Origin of the sequence: Chryseobacterium soli (assembly GCF_000737705.1) — a bacterium.
Lineage (GTDB): Bacteria > Bacteroidota > Bacteroidia > Flavobacteriales > Weeksellaceae > Chryseobacterium > Chryseobacterium soli.
The window spans coordinates 405,274-431,482 of sequence record NZ_JPRH01000001.1 but is presented as its reverse complement, the minus strand read 5'-3'; the positions used below and the strand labels follow the sequence as shown (position 1 = coordinate 431,482).

The 26,209-nt window shown below is 37.4% G+C and carries 17 protein-coding genes; 12 read left to right on the top strand and 5 right to left on the bottom strand.

All coding sequences use genetic code 11. From position 1 onward, the window contains the following. The first annotated feature begins 86 nt into the window (after positions 1-86). The 10 genes from IW15_RS01905 to IW15_RS01860 all read left to right on the top strand — a co-directional run bounded on the left by IW15_RS01905 (position 87) and on the right by IW15_RS01860 (position 19,788). Positions 87-2,327, top strand: a complete 2,241-nt coding sequence (locus tag IW15_RS01905; protein WP_034708842.1) for a S8 family serine peptidase — start codon at positions 87-89, stop codon at positions 2,325-2,327. Positions 2,328-2,338: 11 nt separating this feature from the next. After that, positions 2,339-3,484, top strand: coding sequence for a hypothetical protein (locus IW15_RS01900; RefSeq protein ID WP_034708840.1), 1,146 nt, complete (start codon positions 2,339-2,341; stop codon positions 3,482-3,484). Beyond that, complete coding sequence (locus IW15_RS01895) at positions 3,468-4,301, top strand: T9SS type A sorting domain-containing protein (RefSeq protein WP_034708839.1); 834 nt, start codon at positions 3,468-3,470, stop codon at positions 4,299-4,301. The genes IW15_RS01900 and IW15_RS01895 overlap by 17 nt, the downstream gene beginning before the upstream one ends. 67 nt (positions 4,302-4,368) lie before the next feature. Then, complete coding sequence (locus IW15_RS01890) at positions 4,369-14,349, top strand: SpvB/TcaC N-terminal domain-containing protein (protein ID WP_084681350.1); 9,981 nt, start codon at positions 4,369-4,371, stop codon at positions 14,347-14,349. An 11-nt stretch (positions 14,350-14,360) separates the two neighbouring features. Beyond that, a complete protein-coding gene (locus tag IW15_RS01885) occupies positions 14,361-14,768 on the top strand; it encodes a hypothetical protein (protein ID WP_034708835.1) in 408 nt (135 codons plus the stop codon). Positions 14,769-14,944: 176 nt separating this feature from the next. Next, positions 14,945-15,517, top strand: coding sequence for a hypothetical protein (locus tag IW15_RS01880; RefSeq protein ID WP_034708833.1), 573 nt, complete (start codon positions 14,945-14,947; stop codon positions 15,515-15,517). Continuing rightward, complete coding sequence (locus IW15_RS01875; protein WP_034708831.1) at positions 15,514-15,972, top strand: hypothetical protein; 459 nt, start codon at positions 15,514-15,516, stop codon at positions 15,970-15,972. The genes IW15_RS01880 and IW15_RS01875 overlap by 4 nt, the downstream gene beginning before the upstream one ends. A 572-nt stretch (positions 15,973-16,544) precedes the next feature. Beyond that, on the top strand, positions 16,545-17,363 hold the full coding sequence (locus IW15_RS21860; RefSeq protein WP_051881702.1) for a helix-turn-helix domain-containing protein: 819 nt from the start codon (positions 16,545-16,547) through the stop codon (positions 17,361-17,363). 168 nt (positions 17,364-17,531) lie between these two features. Then, positions 17,532-18,722, top strand: coding sequence for a multidrug effflux MFS transporter (locus IW15_RS01865; RefSeq protein WP_051881700.1), 1,191 nt, complete (start codon positions 17,532-17,534; stop codon positions 18,720-18,722). A gap of 157 nt (positions 18,723-18,879) precedes the next feature. Then, a complete protein-coding gene (locus tag IW15_RS01860; RefSeq protein WP_034708829.1) occupies positions 18,880-19,788 on the top strand; it encodes a DUF6268 family outer membrane beta-barrel protein in 909 nt (302 codons plus the stop codon). A 1-nt stretch (position 19,789) separates the two neighbouring features. Here the strand turns inward: IW15_RS01860 and IW15_RS01855 are convergent, their stop codons facing one another. The 5 genes from IW15_RS01855 to pepT form a co-directional block, all read right to left on the bottom strand. After that, a complete protein-coding gene (locus tag IW15_RS01855; protein WP_034708827.1) occupies positions 19,790-20,527 on the bottom strand; it encodes a LytR/AlgR family response regulator transcription factor in 738 nt (245 codons plus the stop codon). Next, a complete protein-coding gene (locus IW15_RS01850) occupies positions 20,517-21,578 on the bottom strand; it encodes a sensor histidine kinase (RefSeq protein ID WP_034708825.1) in 1,062 nt (353 codons plus the stop codon). Before IW15_RS01850 ends, IW15_RS01855 begins: the two co-directional genes overlap by 11 nt. 77 nt (positions 21,579-21,655) lie before the next feature. Continuing rightward, positions 21,656-22,252 carry a porin family protein gene (locus tag IW15_RS01845; protein ID WP_034708823.1) on the bottom strand — a complete coding sequence of 199 codons (597 nt, stop codon included), beginning with the start codon at positions 22,250-22,252 and terminating at the stop codon, positions 21,656-21,658. A 162-nt stretch (positions 22,253-22,414) separates the two neighbouring features. Next, on the bottom strand, positions 22,415-22,972 hold the full coding sequence (locus tag IW15_RS01840) for an energy transducer TonB (RefSeq protein ID WP_034708821.1): 558 nt from the start codon (positions 22,970-22,972) through the stop codon (positions 22,415-22,417). A 2-nt stretch (positions 22,973-22,974) separates the two neighbouring features. Beyond that, positions 22,975-24,222, bottom strand: coding sequence for a peptidase T (gene pepT / locus IW15_RS01835; protein ID WP_034708819.1), 1,248 nt, complete (start codon positions 24,220-24,222; stop codon positions 22,975-22,977). A gap of 187 nt (positions 24,223-24,409) precedes the next feature. Between pepT and IW15_RS01830 the strand changes: the two genes are divergently transcribed. Together IW15_RS01830 and IW15_RS01825 are read left to right on the top strand one after the other, a co-directional pair. Continuing rightward, positions 24,410-25,258, top strand: coding sequence for a hydroxymethylglutaryl-CoA lyase (locus IW15_RS01830; RefSeq protein ID WP_034708817.1), 849 nt, complete (start codon positions 24,410-24,412; stop codon positions 25,256-25,258). A 70-nt stretch (positions 25,259-25,328) separates the two neighbouring features. Beyond that, the gene (locus IW15_RS01825) at positions 25,329-26,168 is read left to right on the top strand and encodes a sulfurtransferase (RefSeq protein ID WP_034708816.1); all 840 of its coding nucleotides are present in this window, start codon (positions 25,329-25,331) and stop codon (positions 26,166-26,168) included. The last annotated feature ends 41 nt before the right edge of the window (positions 26,169-26,209 follow it).

Here is a 26,209-nt window from a genome sequence, read left to right as displayed (position 1 = left end):
GAATTTAACGGCCTTAGCTTTTAAGAGCAAGGTCGATTTCTTTATGTTCTATATTCTCATACAAAACACAAATTAAATTTATCCGGATGCAGAAAATTTACCATAAATCTATATTAGGGATTGCCGTTTTTTTCTTTTTTTCATCATATGGACAAACCAAAGGTGAGTTAAAAGAAAATCCAGAGGAGAGAGAAATTCAGGCTTTTCAAAGTAAAATAAAAGACTATGGCCAAAAGCAAAAAAATGAAGTTCAAAGGCTTAAAGGCTTGGGTCATAAAGAATTTATTTCTGAAAAAGGAAATGAAAAACAACTTATAGGATCAGACGAGAACGGGAAACCGATGTATTATACAACCCTTAATGCCGGAGCTGCAAAAATGACAAAAGCCGATAATTTATATACCGGAGGAGGGCTTGGGCTTAACATCACCGGAAATAATATGGTGATCGGGCAATGGGATTACTCGAAACCAAGAACGACGCATGAATTATTGAGTGGTAAAATAACTTATAACAGCGCACAGAACCAAACGATTTCACGCCATAGCACCAATATAGCCGGAACATTGGCGGGTAATAATGGAGAAGCAGAAGCGAGAGGAATTGCATATGAAGCAAAAATCAATGCATATGACTGGGTGGATGATGTTAGTGAAATGCTTTCAGAGGCATATAATGGGACAAACGGAATACTGGTGGCTAATAACAGCTATGGTTTTGATCCTATGTATCTTCAGCCCTACCAATTTGGGAAATATAATGTAACGGCGCAGTCGTGGGATAATCTGATGTATCTGAAGCCGTACCTACAGATCGTAAAAGCGGCAGGAAATGCAAGGGAAATAGATCCTTCTATTGTTCCTCAAGTCACTGCTAAAAATGGATATGACCTTCTTGAAGGAGCCGGAATGTCCAAAAATGTTTTGGTGGTAGCCTCTGCAAAGAAAAATGCTAATATGAATTCAGATGAAGCGTTTGATGTTTCAACATTCAGCAGCTACGGACCAACCGATGACGGCAGGATAAAACCGGATATTTGTGCACCGGGAGAAGATATATATTCATCCATAGAAACTTATGCTGCTGCGTATGGCACTTATCGAGGAACATCCTCTGCCGCGGCTGTTGTTTCAGGAATTGTTACTTTGCTTCAGCAGTATTACAAATCTGTAAGTCCTTCACAAAAATATATGCTTTCTTCTACGGTACGTGCCTTGCTTGCCCATACCGCAAACGATAAAGGAACAGAAGGTCCGGATTATATATATGGATGGGGATTGGCAGACACGAAAAGAGCAGCAAGTGCCATTCATGATAATATAGAAGGAATTATTGACGGAGATAAAAAATCAACATTAATAAAAGAAGTTACTTTAAATCAGGGAAATAAATACACTCTGTATGTAGTTCCTTATGAAAGTACCCAGCCTTTGTCCGCTACTATCTCATGGACGGATCCTCAGGGAAATCTGGTAAGTAATGTGGTAGACCTCAACAGTCCCAATCTTATTAATGATTTAGATTTAAAAATTGTAAAAATCAATTCTAACGGAACCGAAAGTACTTACTACCCGTGGAAATTGGGAGGTATGAGTAATGTAACCGGAGCCGCAACCAATACCTCAACAAATGATGTAGACACTATAGAAAGGGTAGACATTAAAAATCCTGAAAAAGTAACCTATAAAATCATTGTTTCTCCAAAAACCAATACAACTCCTTTATTACCAGGGGGAAATCAGGTGTTTTCAATCGTGGTTTCTAATGTTGACTTTTGTTATAAAGATGATTTAACAACATTGGTAAGTCCTGGAAACGATATTACAACAAGCCAGACCATTTTAGCGAAACAAATCGTAGCAAGCAACAAAGTGATTGCCCCTGTACAAAATGTTGAATATATCGCATCCAGAGACATCGTTCTGCTTCCTGGATTTGAAGCCCAAATGGGAACAGGATTCCATGCTTTTATAACTCCTTGTTTTGATATGATTTCTGCTTTCAAATATAAAGCGCAGGAAAGAACAAGCGAAGAATCAGGCATTTCCACTATATCTAACGGATCGGCACTTGGGCACTTTACCCTCTTCCCGAATCCTGCTAAAGAAGAAGTAAATGTAAGATTTTTCCTGCAGGCTGAGTCTGCTATAAAAATTTCGGTGTATGATGCCTCAGGTAAACTCGTATTAACAGATCAGAGTTCAAGTAAATTTCCAAAAGGTGAGTTTATAAAAACGATAGATACAAGATCTTATGCTCAGGGAATATATATGATTTCCATAGAGACTTCGGAGTATAAAGAAACAAGAAAACTCATCATAAAATAAAACGCGCATCCATGAAAAAAATATTTACAATCCTCAGCGTTTTGCTTGCCAGCATTTCTTATGCCCAGTCACCCGGAGGTGTGGGTGGTGTAAGTGTTTGGTATAAAACCAATTCGCTTCAAACACCGGCATTACTATATCAGGATTATAGTGGTAACCAACATCAGATACAGGCGTTAGCAAGTGCCAATAAACCGGCATATTCACTGCTGAACTATAATGAATGTCTGAATTTTGATGGGACAGATGATTTTCTGAAGTTTCCTTTTGTGATGGAAACGATTGATAAAATAAACTTTTTTACGGCTTACCAGAATAAAAATGCTGTACAGGAATCAGCTCTATTTACCACTGATAATACAGATGAGAAAGAATTGTTTTACAGCACTAAAAATGTTTTCAGATACAATAATGACCAGATCAATTACATTAATACAAGTTCAATTGATACACTGGCTTCTTTCAGTTTGTATTCTAAATTTGGAACTCCTTCATCCAAAATCACCAAAGTAATTGGTAAGACCGGTCTTTCCTCAATGTATGTTGGGAAAGATGGAGGGAGTCATCAGTGGAATAGTTTTAAAGGGAAGCTTCCAGAGTTTTTTGTATACAGGAAAATCCTTACCCTTAATGAAAGAAACAGGGTAAATTCTTATCTGGCTGTTAAGTATGCCATTACAATGCCTTACACCGAATACCTGAGTTCTAAAAATAAAAGGATTTGGAGACAAGAGGATTTTTCAGACTATCCGGCTAATATTACCGGTATAGCTAGGGATGGATACTCGGACTTATATCAAAAACAAGCCACCAGTTCTTCAGAGCAAAAAAGGCTTGTGATCGCTGCAAAGAATTTCGCGGTTGACAATAAATCAAATAATGCACAATTTGCAGATCAGAGCTTTCTGATCTGGGGAGATAACAAAAAACTCCTTGAGTTGGATAATGAGACTTTTGGATATAGGCTGTTAAAGAGAAAATGGAAGGCTAGATTCACGACAGAAACCTCACAGACTATTCCTACAGAAGTTGTTTTTTCTATCAAAGATATTATTCAGCAGATTCCGGCAGATAAAAAACTTTGGCTTCTTGTAGACAGAACAGGACAGGGGAATTTTAATTCTTCCAATATTGAGGCCGATGGATCATGTAGATAATGATCAGGGCGTTCATTTTAAAGATGTAGTTTTTGATCAGGATTTATCCGGAACAGATGTGTTCTCGTTTGCATTAGGAAACAAAATTTTATCTATTTATCAGATTACCCAACCTACATGTACGGTAACAAACGGAACACTGAAATTAGATATTAAAGGAGGAAAAGCACCATTTAATGTTACGCTTACAGGTAACGGAACGTCACAGAATATAACCGTTCAAACCTCACAAATCTCATTCCCGAATCTGGCAATAGGAAATTATCACCTGAATATTACGGACGCTAATAATAACGTGACGGGCTATGATTTTTCGGTTGATGATTTCAGCACGATTAGTTTAGATCTTGGTACCGATGTCGCAATTTCTTCAGGAAATGCAGCTCATTTTAATGCATCTGCGCAAATCACAGATCCGCATGCAACCTACAACTGGACTTCTGACAACGGATTTACAAGTACGTCTCCGGATATCAATGTTTATGAGCCGGGAGAATACACTGTAACGGTAACAACATCGGACGGCTGTATTAAAAAAGATACGGTAAAAGTTACCAGAAAAAGAGAAAACGGAATTGTAATTTATCCTAATCCGGTACCTAAAGGACAGCCGTTTACGATTAGAATTATTTCAGACAAGAAGGAAACGGTAGATATAAAAATACATGATGCTGCTGGAAGACTGGTAAAAACCATCCAGGACAAAGACAAGGATTACTATGAAATAAAAGATACCCTTCCGGTTGAAGGTCTGTATTTAATTATTGTAAAAACATCGTCTGAGATAAAAGTATTCAAACTTATTGTAAAAAATTAATACCCTCACTAAGGCAGTCTAAAGATAAAAACGGACTGTCTTAGAGGTAAAAAACACATATAAACGAATGAAAAGATCTTTATTAAGCGTCTTAAGAACTCACACAAAACTTCTTAATTCAATTATATTTTTCACGTGCTGGTCTCAAGTTCATGCCTATGCTAATTCATCCTATCTGAATAGGCACGAAAACGTGGCGCCGATCATGAAAATTGATTATGCTTTAAAAAATAAGACCCATAAAGAAGTGGCAGATAATGGTGTTGCTAAAGAAAATCAGGATACTTCCAATATTTCCAACGAAGATATTTCGGGCAGCCGTTTTGGTGGGAATAAAGAAACGGGAAATAACAAAATTCTTGTTTCAACTCCCATCCATCAATCGGCAGGACCTAAGCTAATGTCGTTAAACAATGTCAGATATTACATTTCTGATATCAAAGAAGGAATCATAGGAACAAATTCTGAACACCCGATTGATCAGGTGTATGATAATATTTTCAATATTTCGGTTGATGAAAAAATAAATCCTGTCTATCAATATACATTAGAATATGATTTGTATGGAGTTGACAGTTATAAAGAAGTCAGTAAAGTCATCAATGATGATCTGGCTGTTGGAGGAAAGAATGTTCAGAAGAACAATACCTGGACCCATCAGTCAGAACCCATTGCTGTAAAATCTGTTCAGCAGGGAAAAAACACAATCATTTTTACAATACCTTATCTTTCGGGATACAGCTATAAAGTAAAAAATCTGCGAATAGGGATCGCTGATAAAAAAAACAAGTTTGAAAATACTGCCGAAGCAGGATATAATGCTTTGTCTGTCTCAAAATTTGTTGCAAGTATCGGTAATTCTGAAAAACTGACTCTAAGCTCAGCTGAGTTAAATATTCCAAAAGGAACACTTAAAAGTGCAGAAAATTTTTCAATTACTGCTCTTAGAGATATTGACATGCCCGCAATTAGCCCGGAAATGATCAACGTTACCTCTGAAAATGCAGGATATCGTTTCCTTTCTCATGGAGAGCATTTTTCAGCCCCTGCAAAAGTATCTTTAGGATATGATAAAAGTAAAATCCCGACAGGATATACTGAACAGGATATCAAAACTTTTTACTTCGACAGAACAGAAAAAAAGTGGATTGCTTTAGACAAAGACAGCGTTAATCTGAAGCAAAATGTGTTGGTATCAAAAACCACTCACTTTACCGATATGGTCAATGGAGTGTTAAAAGTTCCTGAATCTCCGGAAACAGGAAGTTATGCACCAAATTCCATTAAAGATATCAAAGCAGCAAATCCATCCGAAGGAATTGTAAGCATTGCACCGCCATCTCCTAACAGCATGGGAAGTGTGACGACCAGCTTTCCTATTAAACTTCCCGCCGGTAGAGCCGGGATGCAGCCTTCTTTGAATGTAGGCTATAGCAGTGAAGGAGGAAACGGCTGGATGGGATTGGGCTGGGATATGTCTGTTCCCGCGATAACCATCGACACAAGATGGGGCGTACCTACCTATGATGGTGGAAAGGAAACCGAACTATACACATTAGGAGGTGAACAACTGACATTTGAAGTAAGTGCTGGTGTATTTGCATTGCCCAATAGAAATGAGGGTTTTGATAAAGGAAGACAGGCAGACAGACAGTTTTATCCGAGAATAGAAGGAGCCTATAACAGAATAATAAGAAAAGGCGCGGATCCTAAAAACTATGTATGGATTGTAGCTTCTAAAGATGGGACAAGATCCTATTTTGGAGGTGATGAAACAGGAATAAATGAAAATGCCGTACTTAAAGACGCTAATGGAAACATTGGTTATTGGGGATTATATAAAACCGTTGATACCAATGGAAACTATGTAAAATATCAGTATGATAGATCTGTGTACAGTTCTTCCAGTGCTCTTGGTAACGGTGGAAAAGAAATGTATCCTGCTAAAATAGAATATACGCTTAATGATTCAGGTCCTTCTTTAAAAAAATATACTGTAAATTTTGGATATGATACAGCTCAAAGAGAGGATGTTCAGGTAAATGCACGACTTGGGTTTGTACAGGTAACTTCAAAAAGGTTAGGAAATGTTCAGGTACTCTATGACGGAGCCAAAGTGAGAAGCTATGAATTTAAGTATAAAACCGGAGCCTTTTCTAAATCTCTTTTAGAAACTATTACTGAAAAAGATGCTGATGATCAGATTTTCTATACCAATAGGATAGAATATTTTAATAATATAGAAACCTCCCAGTATGCTCCTGAGACAACTATTGATGCCGTTACCAATGATGCGGGCATTAACAGCTCATCTTTATTAGGACACGGGGATTCTGAAAATACAACGGTAGGAGGAGCTCTTACATTCGGAGTTGCTCTGGCAGCAGATACAAAAGCAAATAATCCCCTAATTAAAAGCGCTACTCTCGGTGGAGACTATCAATATACTGAGGGACAAGGGGGAGGAGGGCTCTCTATGACAGATATTGATGGAGACGGCTTGCCGGATAAAATTTTAAAGAATGACTGGAATTCACCTGATACAGTTTTCAAGTATAGAAAGAAAGGACCGGATGTCAGTCCTTTTGGAGGCAGCTTAATAACCCCTGAAAACTCGAAGGCATTTTCTTATTCAAAAAACTATACGAATGCTTTTGGATTCCAGGCTACAGCAGGTGATTTGTTTACTGCATCAGCGTCATCCGGAACATCTAAAACCAAAGACTTTACCTATAATTATTTTACGGATGCCAATAGTGACGGCATACAGGATATCGTTAGTAACGGACAGGTATATTTTGGAAGGGTAGACAATGGAGTTTTAAAATATACGACAGATGTATCACTTACTCCAAATCCTATTGTTAAAGGAGCTGCTGTAAGTACTCCAAGTGTGGATTGTAATGATATCATGGAAGATTATAAAAACTCACCGCTTCATGATGTGGTGAAGGCATGGAAAGCACCTTTTGACGGAACAGTTTACTTAAGCGGGCTTATTAAATTAAAGAATCCATCATCCAGCCCGGACGGAGTGAAAATAAGTATACAGCAGTATAAATCTCAAACCAATACTTCCGCTATTCTGGTTCCGTATACAACACTTAATGGAGCAAATAGTACTTATACACTTTCCCAGCCGACAGTAGCGGTGAAGCAGGGGGATTATCTTTACTTTAGAGTAAATTCAATAGATAATGGTGTTGGAGATTTGGTAGAGCTGCCAATCAACATTAGTTATACCTATATTGATGCATTCTATCCATATCCGGGTGGCACCCAATGGTATAGAGACTCATCAGATGCGTCGTTAGGCGAATATAAGAATGTAAGCCTGGTAAGCAGCAAGGCCGGAACAGGAATTCCTGTCGGAGTAAATTCAGGGACGATTACGGGAACATTCATTAAGCCGGTAACAGTAAGAGACATTCAGGTTAATGTTGTAAGAAAACAATCAAATGGTACCATAACCACGATAGCCAGCCAGCTATATGCGGCTGCTAATACGGGAAACCTACCTGTTGTTTTTAATACAGGAGTTTTGGGCGAAGGAGATATTCTGTATTTCCGGGTAAAATCGGATGTCAATGAAAAATGGGAGAATTTAAAATTTAATAATTTAAAACTCACCATGAATTATAATGGAAGTGATATAGAACTGCCTGTCATCCCTGATTTTCAGTTTTTCAATTTAAGAACAAATACAGCCTCAACATTTAAGGGCTATTACTTTTGGGGGAATTATGGCAGTCCTTATGGCATTTATGCAAAGCTTACGGGCAAGCCGGCAGGAAAGTATACCTATGTGGTAAGGAAAAGTGTAAGACAGCAGGGGGTCTTTTTTGATATGACAATTACCACGATAAATTGGACGGGAAGTGCTAACTCTATTCAAGACCTTTCTATTTATCAGAATATGGGTTCCTACATGGATTATTATGTAGAATGCTACTCGGATCTTGCTTCTGATGAAGGATTGGATGGGCCTATCCCGGGTATGCAGGTAGAAGTTCGTGAGTCTGCAGCGTCAAATCCTTCTGCTCCTGACGTATTTAGTACTTTTGGTATCAATGTCTATGGGAGAGACAAAGATAATATATATCAGGAAGGGTCTACCGCTGATCTTTCCAAAGATGATGCTAGATTTGGAACAATGTATAGAAACTGGGGGCAGTTTGTCTATCATGGAGGATATGGAACCTTACCCACTACCTGCAGTCAGTTACAAAGTCAGTTGACAGATTATGGAAGTCTGGCAATAGACCAAAGCAAATTAGTACCTCCGAATGATCCGAATGATTCCACTCCTTTAAATGAAAGAGTGTTTATCATGATGAACGCTTACAATGGAAAAGATTTTAATGCTCAAACCAATCCTGATTACGTACAGAGATTGATTGGCATCAGTAAATCCACTTACGCGGAAGGGCAGGATGTTTCTGCTTCGCGAATGGGAATGACTGATATGGGGGTTCTTTCACAAAGTACTCCGGCAAGCAGCCCAGGAGTTTTTAATGCACCTGTTAAACAGTCAAAAACCACGAATAATAATACAGGAACTTCGGGAGGACCCTTCATTTTTTCATTGAACAAAACAACATCTACAGGTGAAACAATCAATACATTGGATTATTTTGATATGAATGGAGATGGATATCCGGATGTATTGAACGGGAACATGGTTCAGTTTACCAATATGATGGGGATGCTTTCTGGCAGTACACTCCCTGGAGCTAATGATAATCCACATAAAACGAAACATCCCGACAATTCCGGATTCGGAATGGGACAAAACTATCCATTGTCGGGTAAATCTAATAAATCAAGCAATGAAAAAGCAGAACAGGCAGCCGAGGCAGGTATCAATTTTTCTGCAGGTACGTCCGATGGCTCAGATTATTCCAATTATAGTTATATAGATATTAATGGAGATGGCTTGCTGGATAGAGTTGCAGAGAACGGACAGGTTCAGCTCAACTTAGGATATTCTTATGCTGCTCCTGAAACCCTTTCATATGGTAAATTCAGAGAAGGAAAAACTACTTCTTCTAACCTTGGAATAGGGGCTTCTATCGGAGGAACGATAACAGATAATTTACCTAAAGGACTTAGCATGTTTAATGCAAGTATATCTTTTGGGGCTGGAAAATCTGAAACCCTTTCTGATCAGAAAACATCACTGGTAGACATCAATAATGATGGATTAGCAGATTTAGTAAGCAACTCCGGAGGAAACCTGAGTGTACAGCTGAATACCGGGAACAGATTTGTTGCTACACCGTGGAATGCTTCTTCAGCAATCCAGCAGGATGTTTCCAGAGGGTACAATATGAATATGGGGGTTACGGCATCCATCCTTATCCCTATTGGAGCAACAGGAAATTCTTTTAAAATTTCCATCAATCCAAGTGCGAGTTTTGGAGAAGGAGACAGCAATGTTCAGCAGCAGATTGTAGACTTGAACGGAGATGGATTTCCGGATCTAGTAAAATCACAGGTAGACAGTAACGGAAACTTTATTAATAATACTGCATTAGTAAAATATTCTACTATAGGCACCACCAACCTTCTTAAAAAAGTAACCACACCAATGGGTGGATCATGGGAAGTTGATTATGAAAGAGTAGGAAACACTTATGATATGCCTCAAAGTAAATATGTATTAAAAAGTATTATTACCAATGATGGATTTACAGGAGATAATGCATACAGTCCGGATGTGTCTAAAGTTACAGCAGAGTATCAGAACCCTTATCACAGCCGAAGAGAAAGGACTTTTTATGGCTTTGAAAATGTAACGATCAATCAGATTGATACTAAGCAGGGAGGGGCTTCTTCAGCTGTAATTTATCGAAAAACAATTCAAAAGTTTAATAACAGTAATTATTACCTAAAAGGAGCATTGCTTACTGAGAGACTGATGGATGGTAATAATAAGGCATGGACTATTAAAGTCAATAACTATTCATTAAGAAAGATACAAAGTACGAACGATGTATTTGTATATAAAGAAAAAGAAGATGAAAAAACATATGAAAACTATGCTTGTTTTGTAGCGTTAGATAATACCGCCTCTCAGTTTACAGAAGGAGAGACTGGTTTGAAAACCACTATTACGAAGATGAAAACCTATGACCAATGGGGGAATGCTGTAGAAGTAGAAGATGCAGGAGATCCAGATATAGGATCATCAGAAATCGTAACGAGTAAAGTTACTTATACATTACTTAATCCATCTCTATACATTGTGATGCCTACATCAGTGAAAAATACTGCGCAAGGGGTTACCAGAGAGAAAAAAGCAGACTATACTGCTGAGGGGAATCTTTCAAAAATGACGATCCTTAACCAAGGGGTTAATTATTCGGTGTACGATTTTGAGTATGACATTTATGGAAATATCACAAAATCAACAGGACCTGCGAATGTGCAGAATCAAAGATTTTTCCATCAGTATACTTATGATGATAATGTAAAAACGTATCCGGTAAAAGTTCAGGATGCCTTTGGTTACAGCAGTAAAACCAAGTATGACTTCCGTTTCGGAATACCAACCTATACTGAAGATATGAACCTGCAGCCTATGAAGTATGTGTATGATGCGAAGGCAAGAACTACAGAAATTACAAGACCATATGAATTGTTCAATAGTATTCCGTGGACGATTAAATTTGAGTACAACCCAATTACCAATGCACCGCTTAATGCGACCAATGCACAGTCTTTTGCAACGACCAAACATTATGATCCGGAATATACGGATAGCACCATCAATACCATTACCGTTGCAGATGGTTTCGGAGGAGCCATTCAGGTGAAGAAAACCGGAGACATTCATAATCAGGGATTAAAATATATTGTAGCAGGTAAAGTTGAAGAAGACGCTTTCGGAAGAGCTTTAAAAACATATTATCCGACAATAGAAGATGTGAGTTCTTCTAATACCCAGTATAATGCAGCAGTAGATAATATTGAACCTACAACGAATCAGTATGATGTATTAGATAGAGTCATTTACACAAAACTTCCGGGAGAAAATCTTTTCTCAACCGTTACTTACGGTTTTGGAACAGATGTTCAGGGAAGAAATATGTTTGAAACCATTTTCAAAGATGAACTGGGAAGTATTAAGAAAACCTATACCGATAGTAAAGGAAGAATAACTTCAGTTCATGAGGTATCCAATACGGGTGATATTAAAACTCAGTTTACCCATGATGCTATTGGAGAAATCCTTCAGGTAAAAGATGTAAACAATAATATTACTACTTCTGTTTATGATGATTTGGGAAGAAGAACTTCTTATACGCATCCGGACAGTGGAGTTACTACTTACAAATATGACCCGGCAAGTAATATGACTTCCAAAACCAATGCGGCTAATGAAACGGTAGAATATAACTATGATTATTCAAGATTGAAGGAAGTTAAGTATCCTTTATATCCTGAAAACAACGTAAAATATTACTACGGAAATGCATTGGATGCTTCAGCAATGGATAACAACGCAGTAGGAAGATTATGGTATCAAACCGATGCTACAGGAACACAGTACCTGAAATACGGAAGGCTGGGTGAGCTTACTTACCAGAGACGTTCAGTGGCAGTTCCGGGAGCGGGAGTATACTGGTTCGGGACGCAATGGGAATATGACACCTGGAACCGTGTAAAGACAATTACTTATCCTGATGGAGAAAAATTAACGTACAAATACGATAAGGGTGGTAATCTGAATAATGTTGCCTCTGTAAAAGATGGAAATTCTTATCCGATGATCAATCTTATAGGGTATGATAAATTTGAACAAAGAGTTTACCTTAAAAATGGAAATGGTACAGAAACAACATACGAGTACGAGACCAACCGCAGAAGGCTGTTGAAGATGTATGCTAAGAATGCCAGCAGATCTTTCATGGAGAATGTGTATCAGTATGATGTGTTGTCTAATGTAATGCAGGTTCATAACAATGCTCCTGTTGTCAATGGCCTTTTAGGCGGCGGAACCAATTATGCCTTTGGATATGATGACCTTTACCGTCTGACTTCTGCTTCAGGAAACTGGAGAGGGATCAATACGCAGGCTCAGGAAGAGCGTCACCGCTATACCGTTGCCATGTCTTATGATAATATGCACAATGTCATGAGTAAAACTCAGAAGCACGAATGGACTACCGGAGCGACCAACAACAACTGGACAGCCATGGAACCAACATCATACAGACTGAACTATAAATATGAAAACCCGGCACATCCACACGCACCAACTACCATTGTAGATGAACCTAATTTAGTGCCGTCATCCACCTGTTGTAATCCGGCTGATCCGGGCGTGAAGTTCCAGCATTATCAATATGATGCTAAAGGAAATCCTACTTCTATTGCGCAGGAGACCTGTACCGTTACCGAAAATAAAACAGTGTATCAGTGGGATGAGGAAAACCGTCTTCGTTTTGTAGATACCAACCCTTCTACACCGGAAGTTGATGGTGCAGCCATCTATACCTATGATGCAGGAGGAGAAAGAATTATTAAAGATGTATTATCTTCCGGAGTATTATTTAGGACGGCAGGGGAACAAACGAATTCTTCGCCACAGGCTGTACAGACATCGCACTCTGCGACGATCTATCCGAATGGGTTAATAACGCTAAGCCTCTTATTTGAGAGTACTGGAGCAATTTCAATACCGCGCTATACCAAGCATTACTATGCAGGAAGCCAAAGAATTGTAACTAAAAATGGGACAAGTCCTAATATAGGAATGTTTGATTGTAATTGGCTGATTATTCCGTTTGGAGGAAGCACACCACCTATCAATCCTGTGAATGTATCGAATACTATTTTACAGGCAGCGACCCAAAGCAACCTGACAGTAATGCAGCAGTACAATATCACACCACCGCCAAATTATGGACAGAATGCAGGTTATAATGGAAACTGTGTCAATAATTATACAGGAGATAAAGAAAAGGAAATCTATTGGTTCCATCCGGATCATTTAGGCTCTAGCAGCTATATCACAGGTTTAGACGGAGAGGTAACCCAAAATATAGAATACTTCCCAAGTGGTGAGGTGTTTGTAGAAAACCATAACAAAGCAAGTAATAACAGTCCCTATAAGTTTAATGGCAAGGAACTTGATGCAGAAACAGGGTATTACTATTATGGAGCGAGATATTATAATCCAAGAGTTTCTCTTTGGTTGAATGTTGATCCACTAGCGGACTTCAATCCTTTCTATAACCCAGAGCATTATATTGATGGACAGCATAATGGTGGAGTGTACAACTCCGGTAACTTAAATCCTTATATTTATTGTTACCAGAGTCCTATCGTATATTACGATCCAAATGGAAAACAATCTAAATTCTGGACAAGAACTTGGGGAGGAGTTCAAATGGTAGGTGGTGCTGCAGAAGCAGTTATTGGAGGTGTTGGAGGTGTTGTTACTGCAGAAACAGGAGTTGGGGCGGTTGTTGGTTACGCAGTGTTAATAAACGGTATCGATAACACAGTAGCAGGAGCAACACAATTATGGACGGGTGAGTCTACTCAAACAGCATTGCATCAGGGTACAAAATATGTAGCAAAGAAAGCGGGCGTAGGCGAGAAAAATGCTGAGCTATTAGCAAGTGGTATTGATTTGTCTACAATGTTTTTGGGGAATGCTAATGCTTTCAAATCCATTAAGCTTTTTAATAGTACTACAAAAAATCTTTCTATGGAAAGTAAAATTGCAACTTTTGCACAAAAAGCGAATATTTATAGTGGACAGTTAGGATTAGATAAAAAAAATGGGAAAGCAATAATTGAAGCTTATTATCAGGAAATGAAGACCGGGAAATTTAATAAACAAGGTGCTGGTTTTGTTACTAAAGATGGAAAAATAGTTTTGACAGAAGGAAACCATAGCATGAATGCTGCTATTAGATATGCACTCGAAACAGGAGATGTTAAATACATAAAACGGATTCTGAGTGGCAACTTTACACGTAATGTTGATTTGAAAACATATAATATTAAAATAAAAGACTTTCATACAAAATAAAAAATGTAAAGATGAAAATATCAGTGATGTATGTAGATGACAATTATCAACAACTTCTTGAAAGGAAGGATATAGTAGCGGTAAATTTTCCTATAAAAAAGTCAATGAAGATTTTTTCAGACTATGATAAAATTAAGAATAAAGAAAAATTAAAACTAAAATCGGAAATAGAAGATATTGTAGGTTTTTCAGATCCAAATTTAGATTCTAAAGAGGCAATAGAAAATTTTTTAGTATTTACTTATTATTTATTGAAAATGAAAGATAAATTAATAATATTTACAGCTGGACTTTCATATAGTTCTATTGATCATTATATCGAAGTAATGGAAGTTATTTTAAATAGTTTTAGTAATAAAGCACTTTATATAGTAAAAAACTATCCCGCTACACAAAAATTATATGACTTTGAGCTATAATAAATCAAAGCCATCGCAATTGCGGTGGCTTTTTTACATTAAAAAATGTTCTCAAAAAAGTATATTCATGCTACCAGAGAGTCATAAATAAAAAGAAGACATGCCTTAATATAGGAACCTTCGATTGTAATTGGCTGATTATTCCATTTGCAGGAGGCACACCACCAATCAATCCTGTGAATGTATCGAATGCCATTCTGCAGACAGCTACACAGAGCGGTCTGACGGTAATGCAGCAGTACAATATCACACCACCGCCAAATTACGGACAGAATGCAGGGTATAACGGAAACTGTGTGAATAATTATACAGGAGATAAAGAAAAGGAAATCTATTGGTTCCATCCGGATCATTTAGGTTCCAGCAGTTATATTACAGGTTTAGACGGTGAAGTAACCCAAAATATAGAATACTTCCATATAATGAGTGTTGCAGGAGATACTTTTGGTGCATATGGGACAGGAGAAGTTTTAGGCGGAGTTAGTGAACTTTCAGTTAAAAAGCTTAGATCTGGAGAACCTGCATTTAGAACAGTTTTTAATGGCGGAGGAATGTCTGCTCAAGAAGCGGCTTCAAATATAGGCATTGCATTAGGGAGTAAGGGACTAGGAAAATTAAATGGAGCTACGGCAGCGGGGGCTAAGGGATCAGACAAAACAGTAGTTGGAGTAAATAACTTTCTTATAAGTACTGGGATGTATGGTGCAGCAGCAGCAAATGCAACAGAAATTCAAAAGAAACAAAAATGATGAAAAATTCTCTAAAAAAGGATTATATTATAATCCTTATTATTTTTATTATAGGAATGTTTTTCTACGATCATTTGTTTTTAAAAGAATTTAAGAACTCCTATAAACAAAATGGACTTTATACTACAGGTAAAATTAAAGAAATTAAAGGTTATGGTAGAGGAACAGGTTGTGATTACATCTATACATTTAATTTAAATGGGGACAAGTATAAGTCGGTTTGTGACATAGGGGATTTATCCTATTCTGATGCAAAAAAAAATATATCCAAAAATTATTTAGTTGTATATCTGAGTAACGATGTACATAATAATAGACTTTATTCAAGTATTCCTATAAATGATTCTTTAAATAATGATAGTAAATTACGAAAATGGATTAACAATAATTCTAAAATAAAATCTAAGATAGATTCTATTCCTGCCTCTGGCTTCTTTTGGGAAAATTATTTTTAGAAGATTATAAAAAAGAGAAATGATCTTTTAAGATTGCTTCTCTTTTATTTAGGGGATTGAATCAATATTGAAGGCTGTGAAAAATAAATTTAAAATAATTATTTATGTCGTTATTTGGTATAGCTGGATTATTGTTCGCAGAACTGATTATTTTATTTTTAAAATATTTTCCATTAGGAGAAAAAAGAAATATGGATTTATTTTTGATTGTATTGGCAATATTATCCATATATTATATTGTAAAGTCAGTTATAAAATTTTTTAGAAAGAAAAAATAGAGTACCATATATGAGAATTTATAAAGACATTTCGTAATTATTATTTATCTAAATTTCTTAGTGATGAATTAAATGAAAAATGTATTAATTCTTCCATAACCATTCTTTTTTTGTGTATCGATATTTCAGGACTAGACAATCCATTAATAAAAAAGAACCGCCACAATATTGTAGCGGTTCTTTTCATAAAGAAAATAAATTTTCTACATTTATAAAAAACAATAAAACAGCTAATCAGCAGACATCCCAGTATCTCTTTGCTGAGGTTTTTGTTTACCCCTAAAAAACTGGCCGATGAATCCATCAGAAAAAAATATCCCTGTCCATCACCTCACCTCTGAACAGTTTCAGCTGATGACACTTGATACTGGACATCCGGAAAATTTTAATGATGTTCATAGGCATAATTTCTTTGAGATCATTTGGTTCAGTCATGTCAGGGAAAACAGCAGTTTAGAACTGGATTTTGAACATCATACCCTCAAAAATAATCAGATCTGTATCATTGCACCAGGACAAGTGTTTAATATGAAACTCAGAGGCGAAAAAGGATATGTACTGGCCATAAGCCGGGAGATATTTAAAGAAGCTTGTGATATCGAAACAATTCTTGCCGGGGGAACGTGTCCCTTTTCTTTAGATTCTCAAAGTGCAGAAACCTGCAATACTATTATCTCGCTTATGGAACAGGAATATACTGGTGGATCAAGGATCGATTTATTAAAAACTTACCTCAGAGCATTTTGTATCATTAGTACGGAGCAGATCAATCTGCAGGATCCTTCAATCAATGACAGGCAGCGCATCCAAAAGTTGGTAAGCTTAATTGAAGAACATTATACCATTCAGAAAGAGACTCGTTTCTATGCAGATCAGATAAAAGTAAGCACTCATCACCTCAACGATATTGTCCGTTTCTCAAGAGGAACAACAGTGAAAAAGATGATCGCCCAACGGCTTTTGCTTGAAGCAAAAAGAGAACTTAGTTTCGGTGCTCTAACCGTTAAAGAAATTGCTTTTAAATTAGGATTCAGTGACGCTTCTTATTTCTCCCGTTTTTTCAAAAAACATACCGGTCAAAATCCTGATGGCTTTAAGATTGGAAAAGGCTAATCTTCAGAAAATGATTGTGTGTTCATTTTAAAATAAAGGATATTTCAAGAGAGGACAAAATATAATCCTCAGTTTGTGCTGGTGTTCCTTCACTTATTATATTGAAAGGTATTGCATTTTAAAGGAATTTTGCAGACAGAAAAACCGCTTTTGCGGATACCTTGTTTTATGAGAAATTTAAGTATTGTAGTGTTTATTCTGGCACTACTCAACACCCTGGAATCATTAAGTATAGACCTTTATCTGCCGGCTTTTCCAAGTATGGCCCAGATTTTTCAGACCGATATAGGGCATATCCAGATCTCAATTTCTGTTTTTTTTGCAGGATTTGCTTTTGGACAGTTGCTTTGGGGCCCTTTGTCAGATAAGACAGGGCGTAAGCCAATGCTGTATTGCGGACTTTTACTTTTTATTCTGGGCGCTACAGCGATATTTTTTACAGAAAATATTTATATGCTTTGGGCTATGCGTTTTCTGCAGGCCTTCGGTGGAAGTGCCGGGATTGTCATTGGGCGTGCTATTGTGATCGATCTTTATGACAAACAAAAATCCGTCACTATTTTTTCACAGCAGTCGCAGATAAGCGGCATTGCTCCGATTGTGGCTCCGTTGCTGGGAAGTGTATTTCTCAAGTTCTGGGGATGGAACAGTTCATTTGCTTTTTTGAGTATAATGGGTCTTTTAACCTTGTTAATGGTATACAAATACGTTCCCGAAACCAATTCAAGAATGAAGCTTTCTGATCATACAGAAGAGGAGAAAGGGCTAAAACATCATCTGAAAATCATACTTTCCAATAAAGAATTTATCAACAGCACGATGATAGGAAGTATTGCCTTTGCCTCTTTGATCATTTATATTTCTAATGCGCCGTTTTTATTTATGAAGATTCATGGGTTTTCCAGTGGTACTTTCAGCTTGATATTTGGTTTCAATTCACTGGCATTAATAACAGCCGCCTATCTTACTCCTAGATTAATAAAGAGAATAAGCGATACAAAACTTTTACTGACAGCTACAATTGTATTGCTGTTGGTATGCAGTCTTCACATTCTGATAGCAGCTTCAGATATTTCCGTTGTGCTGGAAATTATGATGCTGTACCTGTCATTGTTTGCGATAGGAGTTTTGTTTCCCATTACATCAGCTCATGCTTTATCACCTTTTAAAGAGGGGCGTGGGACTGCAGCGGCGGTGATGGGATTTATGCAGCTTATGGTTACTTTTTTACTTTCAGGGCTGGCTGGTTTCCTGGAGGCAGATTCTATAATGCCGATGGTTATTATACGTGCCGGGATTGCATTAATTGCAGTCTGGTTTGCGTACCGTTCATTTAAAAACAAAAAAATAATTGTATAGATAAGGAGCTACTATTGTCAATATATAACATCAATAATAAAATCTGAGGATGATGTTATCCTGCCACTATTCCTTCTCATCATAGCATTCCGGCACTTAATCAAGTAATTTTTGTAAAAAAATACTAAAGACCTCTCTTTGTGAAAATTTTTACAACATGAAGAGAAGCCTTTTGGCCGCTTTTTGCTTACTGGGAGCAGCAGGCAGCAGGTTAGATGCCCAATCCGGAATTTCCGGAGAACTGAAAACGGAATATATTCCCCATTCAAGTTATATACGTCCCGAAGACAGTGTAAAGACAGATTCTAAAAGCGATTTTAAAAGAGTTGACTTAAGTCTCAGCATTCCATTGTCAGTGAAGAAAAATGAAGCAGGTAAAGTAAAAGCGTGGTCTTTACTGCTCAATAGTTCTTATGCTAAAATGTCCCACAGAAATTATGAAACCCAGCTGTTTCCCAATCAGATGCTTAATGCGCAAGTGGGTCTTCAGCATATGAGGCCGTTGGGAGAAAAATGGAGTATGATGATGACAGCCTCCGTTGGAGTATATACCGATATGGAAAACATAGATTTTAACGATGTTCTGGGACAGGGTGGTATCCTTTTTATAAAGCATTTCAGTCCTAATCTTGCGCTCGGAGGTGGCCCTGTCCTGACAACAGCATTTGGGGTTCCCATGATTATGCCATGGATCTATTTTGACTGGAAAACGGGAAGTAAAATTAAATTTAATATTAATTTTCCTGAAGGAATGGAAGCAGGATATCAGTTCTCAGACAAATTTGCTTTAAAAGCAGCGGTAGGCTTAAACGGGATGACAGTGGAAAGAAATAAAGGCGGAAAATCTACTTTATTGGGATACCAGCAGATTACGGTGGGATTAAGACCAGAACTGAAGCTCAGTGAATCACTAAGCCTTAGGGTCACCGGTGGAACCGCACTGCTGAGAAGTTTTAATGAAAACGACCGCAAGATAAAAAGTATTTTCAAAGCCAAGAAAATGGAAGATCCCCGGTTTGCAAGTACATTTTACGTTGCAGTAGCACTGCGGTGGAATCTTCCGTAATTTATTTGCTGATGAGCTTCTTATACACCACCTGATTCAGCAATTCCTCCTTGCGGGTCCTGGAAATAGGAAGCTCAATTTTATTGATGTATAACCGTCCTCCGGAAATCATATCAATGTGCGTGATATTAATTAAAAATGATTTATGAATTCTGAAAAAATGCTCCGTCGAAAGAGATTCTTCAATTGCTTTCATCGTTTGATGAATGACGATAGATTTATCCTTAAAATGCAGTTTGGTATAATTCTGCATACTTTCAATAAATAAAATATCTACCCAGGACACCTTGATAAAGGTATCGGATTGCCGAACATATAAAAAAGGATCATCCAGCAGGGTGTTCCTTTTTATTTTTTCAGTCAGGATAAATTGTTGCTGTGCTTTATTCACCGCCTGATAAAACCGGTTGAAAGCAATCGGTTTCAGAAGATAATCTACCACTTGCAGCCTATAGCCATCCAACGCATACTCGGAATATGCCGTAGCAAGAATACATAAAGGAGGATTCTCCAGCTGCTCCAGAAACTCCAGCCCGGTCAGATAAGGCATATTGATATCCAGAAAAATAAGATCAATGTGTTGCTCCTGAACTTTAGCCTTCGCTTCCAGAGCAGTTGCACAGGTGTCTACAACCTCTAGAAAGTCGATCTGGCCGGCCATTTCTTTGAGGTGAAACCTTGCAAGCGGTTCGTCGTCTATAATGAGACACTTCATTTTTGGAAGATTATTATTGGTCATTTTCTTGAGATAAAAATAAAATTAAAGATACTTTGTAAACATTTTCATCAGATTCAATCTTTAGCGTATGTGAATCCGGATATTGAAGATTAAGGCGTTTTTTTACGTTCTGAAGTCCTATTCCATGAGCACTGTCTTTCTTTTGATAAGAAGTGATACTGGAATAAGAATTTTCCACATAAAAGGAAAGACAATGATCTTCTTCTTTACAAGAGATAGTGATATAACCCCTGTGTCCCGGTAAACGGCACACATATTTAAATGCATTCTCTATAAAAGGAACCAGGAGAAGCGGCATTATATACACTTTTTTATTGCTAATTTCCCAGGTTGCCCGTACATCCAGTTCATTTCCCCATCTTAGTTTTTCCACTTCTACCAGATCCTGCAGATATTGAATTTCTTTATTAAGGATGACGTGGCTTTGATTACAGTCATACAATTGATACCTCAGGATATCAGAAAACTTAAGCAGAAGAAAAGACGCCAGTTCCGTGTTGGTTTTCATTAAAATATGAATATGATTCAGGATATTGAATACCACATGTGGGTTAATCTGGTCCTGCAACATTTTCAGCTGGTTTTCTAAATGCGCTTGCTGTAGAAGAATATGGTCCCGCTCTATTTTTCCGTGCTCCTGGTAAAAACGAAATCCACAGGCGGTTCCGTTAATAAGAAGTGATGCCGGAACAGATAAATAGAACCCCTTCCACAATACGGCCAGATGCTCTGAAAAATTTGGAGGTAAAGGAGTTTTAGGATCAACATTAATATAGGCAAATACAAAAGAAAAGATAAAACTCAATAAGAAAATTACAATAATAGCTTCTATTAGGAATTGATTCATCTTCTTGGACGCCAGTGCTTTGGGTAGCAGCCTGTCAGTTAGGAAATGAGCTAAAATAAAAGAGCTTATCAGAATCATAGAAGTCTGAATAAAGGCATTATACATTCCCGCATCTACCTGGATTTGTATCCAGATCGTTATTCCGAAAACAAGCCAGAAAATAATAAAAAGAGTGTGTTTTTTTAGAACAAAAGGAGTTGCCATAGATGAGCTAAATTGATGATAAAAAAGTTAGAAACTACAGAAATGCAGTTTCTAACGGGTAAAGGTAATTTAAGTTTTTAAAAAAGAAAGTATCCGATTCCAAGTGAAATGCTGTGGGGTTTGGATTTAAATTCTTTACTGATGCTGGAAAGTCCTGTTTCATATCTAAGATCCATCGTGAAATTTTTATAATCCATTCCGACCCCTCCTGTAATTCCGATATTGGACTTATCGAATTTTTTAAAACCTTCCCGAAGTGCCTGTGAATTTGACAGATTATCTTTGAAGGTATAACTGTATACACCGCCGGCGAATAGTCTAACGTTGAAATCTTTGGCATTAATGAATTTATAACCCGCTACAATAGGAATATCGATGGAATTCCATTGAAGTTTTGCGGCATTTCCGTCTTTGAAATCATAAGACGTTTTTCTTTTATTAAATAGAGCCTCTCCCTGCACATACATCCTCCCAAAATCAACTCTTGTCATGATGCCAGCCTGATAGCCAAGCCCATATTTCCCTTTGAGATCTGAAGATCCTGCATCTGTCTTTGTAAAGTTGGTGCCAGCCTTGATTCCGATATGGAAAGCTGGGGTTTGCTGTGCCCTGGTCTCTACAGAACAGGTAATACATACTAATAAAGAGCTTGCTGCTAAAAATCGTTGTTTCATAAGATATTTTTAAAATCTGATGCAAAACAACACATCGGACAAACGAATTAAAATTTTATTTGATGAATGGTAAATAAGGTTTGACCAAAAACAGCGTGTATCTGAAAAAATAAACCCTGCCACAGGATGCAGCAGGGTTTATGATATATATTAATGTAGTCTCTAAGGTTTAAAGTCAACAGGGAAATTAACAACAGAAGGTACGGGCTTGCCATTGCTTTCTGCCGGTTTCCATTTACCCTGATCTTTAATACGGTAAAACGCGGCAAGGATAAAGAGATTGATGTCTTCATTTTTTCCATTAACCTTAGCTCCGTATAGATTGCCTTTGGAATCCACGACAAATGATAATACTGCCTTATAGGGCTCCGAAGCGAAATTCGCAAGGGAAAGAGCAAGGGTCTCATTAAAAAGCTTTCTGAAAGAGGCTATTCCCGTTTCATATACTGCTTCTTTAGAGATTTTGGGCATTACCGAAGTATCCTTTGTTGTCTTTTTTTGTTCTTCCTCAATTTTTTCCAGAGCGTTTCTGTACGTTGCTATTCTTTCTTCCGTAAGATGCCACTCCCGCTTAGTTCTTTCATCATTAGCCTTAGGGTATTTTGTATATAATGCCTTAATTTTTCTGTCATAGCGTACATCCGCCTTCTGAAATTCAGATACCTGTGCATAGCTGATGGAGAAAACAAGAATACCGGCTAAAGCTAATAATTTTTTCATGACTAGGCTTTTACAATATTGATGATCACTTCAACAGCTTTTTCCATACTTTCCAGTGCTACATACTCATAAGGTCCGTGGAAGTTAAGCCCGCCCGCAAAAATATTAGGACAAGGAAGGCCCATATAAGATAACTGGGCACCATCTGTTCCGCCTCTGATCGCTTTTATTTTAGGCTCAATATTGGCCTCTTTCATTGCTTTGGCAGCAAGGTCTACAATGTGCATTTTACCTTCAAACTGCTGCTTCATATTGCGGTATTGTTCCTTAATCTCAACTTCTGCGGTTCCGGCACCGTGTTTCTGATTAAACTCAGCCACTTTTTCCTCCATGAACTTCTTTCTGGCCTCGAATTTTTCTTCATTATGATCACGGATGATGTACTGAAGTTTAGCCTCAGAAATGTCAGCGGTAATATCCATTAAATGATAAAACCCGTCAAAACCTTTAGTCGTGGAAGGTGTTTCATTAGCAGGAAGTGACTGTACAAACTCAGCAGCCAAAAGACCTGCGTTGATCATTTTTCCAAATGCATATCCGGGATGTACACTTAGTCCATGGATTTTTACCACAGCTCCTGCAGCGTTAAAGTTCTCATATTCCAATTCACCAACTTCTCCGCCATCCATGGTATAGGCCCATTCAGCACCGAATTTGGCAACATCAAATTTATGAGCACCTCTTCCGATTTCTTCGTCAGGAGTAAAACCGATAGCGATTCTTCCGTGCTTGATTTCCGGATGAGCGATCAGATATTCCGCTGCAGTTACAATCTCTGCACAACCGGCTTTATCATCAGCTCCAAGAAGCGTATTCCCGTCTGTAGTGATCAGTGTCTGACCGATATATTTTTTTAAACTTTCAAATTTTAAAGGCGATAAAGTGAATCCTGTTGTTTGATTTAAAACCAGATCACTTCCATCGTAATTTTCCCATATCTGAGGGTTTACATGTTCTCCGTTGAAATCAGGAGAAGTGTCATAATGAGAAATAAATCCAATCGTTGGTGTGTTGTCATTTTCAAGATTAGAAGGTACATATCCCATAATATAACCATTATCATCAATAGAAACATTTTCTAAGCCAATTGTCCTTAATTCTTCAACAATGTATTTCGCAATGTCCCACTGTTGCGGAGTAGACGGAGTAGCTTCGCTCTCAGCATCACTGGTTGAATATATTTTTACATAGCTAAGAAAACGGTTCAGTAGCTTTTCTTTCCACAATGGGTTGAATTCTATAGTACTCATTTGATATCAAAAATTTTAACAAAGTTAGCAAATTTGGTGCTCAGAACAGGTTATTTGCGCATGAATATCAAGTATCGAAATTTTAAATCATATATAAATCATTGAAAATCAAAATAATGTTAGCTTTGTAGAACGCTGACAAGAAATTGTTTAGTTTTATTATATTTGATAAAATCAAAATGTGCCAATGTTTCTAACTGAATGCCCGAGAGATGCCATGCAGGGCTGGGGAGAATTTATCCCAACTCAAAAAAAAATAGACTATATCAACTCTCTGATGGAAGTTGGTTTTGATGTCTTAGACAGTCTGAGTTTTGTTTCTCCTAAAGCAATTCCTCAGATGGCCGATTCTGATGAGGTTGCTGAAAATATTGATAAATCATTATCCAATACAAAAATTTCTGCCATTATTGGAAATTACAGAGGAGCTGAAAAAGCGTTAAAACACCAGACTGTAGATATTCTGGGTTTTCCTTTCTCTATTTCTGAAACGTTTCAGCACAGAAATACCAATAAAAACCAGGAAGAAGCCTTTAATGAAGTACTTAGAATTCTTGAGCTCACTCAAAGCGAAAACAGAGAACTGAACATCTATTTCTCAATGGCATTTGGAAATCCTTACGGAGAAATGTGGAAATGGGAAGAAGTAGATCACTGGGCACAAAGATTTTCAGAAATCGGAATTAAAAATATCTTATTGTCTGATACAACAGGAGTTGCGACGCCGGAAACAATCTCTCTTTTATTTGATAAGATCCCTTCGAAATATCCTGATATCCATTTTGGAGGACATTTTCATAACCGATATGAAGATTCTTATTCAAAATTAAAAGCAGCGTATGATAAAGGGTGCAGAAGATTTGACAGTGCTATTAAAGGAATTGGGGGCTGTCCAATGGCTAAAGATGATTTGGTAGGAAATATGCCTACGGAACAGGTGATCAACTTTATGAGCGTAGAAAAAGTAGATCACAATCTGAATTTGTTAAATTTCGAAAGCTCATATAATCGGGCTAAGGATATTTTTCATTTTTAAATCAATAAACATCAATAGAGGCGGGCTTTAGCCCGCCTTAAAAATAGACCAAACCATAAAACAGAATACCATGTCTCCAATTATTTCAGTTTCCGAATTAAAAGAAAATTTTCATCAAGAAAATCTTGTTATTCTTGATGCAAGAGTTGGAAAAGATATTGCTCAAACTTACCTTCAAAACTATATTAAGGGAGCAAAATTCATAGACCTTGATAAAGATCTTGCAGAAATAGGAAAAGATGCTGCTTTTGGAGGAAGGCACCCGCTCCCGGATATTCAAAAGTTTGCAGAAACACTTTCAAATATTGGGATTTCTGAAAATTCTCATATCGTTATTTATGATGATAAAAATGGAGGTAACGCAGCTGCAAGAGCCTGGTGGATGCTGAAATCTTTTGGAATTGAGAATGTTCAGGTTTTAAATGGTGGAATTCAGGCTGCAGAAAAAGCAGGAGTGGAATTTTCATCCGGAAATGAACATTTTGAGAAAACTTCATTGCTTAAGAGAGATCAGTGGCTTCTTCCTGTCTCAAACTTGGAAGAGGTTGAACGTGAACTTCAAAAACGTTCTTCAACAGTGATTGACGTAAGAGATGCTTACCGTTATAAAGGAGAATCTGAGCCCATTGATTTAGTGGCAGGACATATTCCAGGGGCTATTAATATTCCTTTTTCTGAAAACCTTGATGAAGCCGGGAACTTTTTGTCACCCGAAATTTTAAAAGAAAAATACTCAAAATTGCTGGAAAATACTTCTAAGGATTTGATCATTCACTGTGGATCAGGAGTTACGGCGTGTCATACCATATTAGCCTTATATTATGCTGGATTTGAGATTCCTAAGTTATATGTAGGTTCCTGGAGTGAATGGAGCAGAAGGGAAGGTAAAGAAATTGCAAAAGAAATATAATCCATCTGTTTTGATGGTGTGAAAATAAAAAGGCTGTCATT

Excerpts from the sequence above, each read along its gene's own strand:
- IW15_RS21860 (WP_051881702.1), top strand. The coding sequence starts at position 16,545 with ATGAATCCATCAGAAAAAAATATCCCTGTCCATCACCTCACCTCTGAA.
- IW15_RS01840 (WP_034708821.1), bottom strand. The coding sequence starts at position 22,972 with ATGAAAAAATTATTAGCTTTAGCCGGTATTCTTGTTTTCTCCATCAGC.
- IW15_RS01895 (WP_034708839.1), top strand. The coding sequence starts at position 3,468 with ATGGATCATGTAGATAATGATCAGGGCGTTCATTTTAAAGATGTAGTT.
- IW15_RS01855 (WP_034708827.1), bottom strand. The coding sequence starts at position 20,527 with ATGACCAATAATAATCTTCCAAAAATGAAGTGTCTCATTATAGACGAC.
- IW15_RS01875 (WP_034708831.1), top strand. The coding sequence starts at position 15,514 with ATGATGAAAAATTCTCTAAAAAAGGATTATATTATAATCCTTATTATT.
- IW15_RS01890 (WP_084681350.1), top strand. The coding sequence starts at position 4,369 with ATGAAAAGATCTTTATTAAGCGTCTTAAGAACTCACACAAAACTTCTT.
- IW15_RS01860 (WP_034708829.1), top strand. The coding sequence starts at position 18,880 with ATGAAGAGAAGCCTTTTGGCCGCTTTTTGCTTACTGGGAGCAGCAGGC.
- IW15_RS01905 (WP_034708842.1), top strand. The coding sequence starts at position 87 with ATGCAGAAAATTTACCATAAATCTATATTAGGGATTGCCGTTTTTTTC.
- IW15_RS01885 (WP_034708835.1), top strand. The coding sequence starts at position 14,361 with ATGAAAATATCAGTGATGTATGTAGATGACAATTATCAACAACTTCTT.
- IW15_RS01830 (WP_034708817.1), top strand. The coding sequence starts at position 24,410 with ATGTTTCTAACTGAATGCCCGAGAGATGCCATGCAGGGCTGGGGAGAA.
- pepT (WP_034708819.1), bottom strand. The coding sequence starts at position 24,222 with ATGAGTACTATAGAATTCAACCCATTGTGGAAAGAAAAGCTACTGAAC.
- IW15_RS01845 (WP_034708823.1), bottom strand. The coding sequence starts at position 22,252 with ATGAAACAACGATTTTTAGCAGCAAGCTCTTTATTAGTATGTATTACC.
- IW15_RS01900 (WP_034708840.1), top strand. The coding sequence starts at position 2,339 with ATGAAAAAAATATTTACAATCCTCAGCGTTTTGCTTGCCAGCATTTCT.
- IW15_RS01865 (WP_051881700.1), top strand. The coding sequence starts at position 17,532 with ATGAGAAATTTAAGTATTGTAGTGTTTATTCTGGCACTACTCAACACC.
- IW15_RS01825 (WP_034708816.1), top strand. The coding sequence starts at position 25,329 with ATGTCTCCAATTATTTCAGTTTCCGAATTAAAAGAAAATTTTCATCAA.
- IW15_RS01850 (WP_034708825.1), bottom strand. The coding sequence starts at position 21,578 with ATGGCAACTCCTTTTGTTCTAAAAAAACACACTCTTTTTATTATTTTC.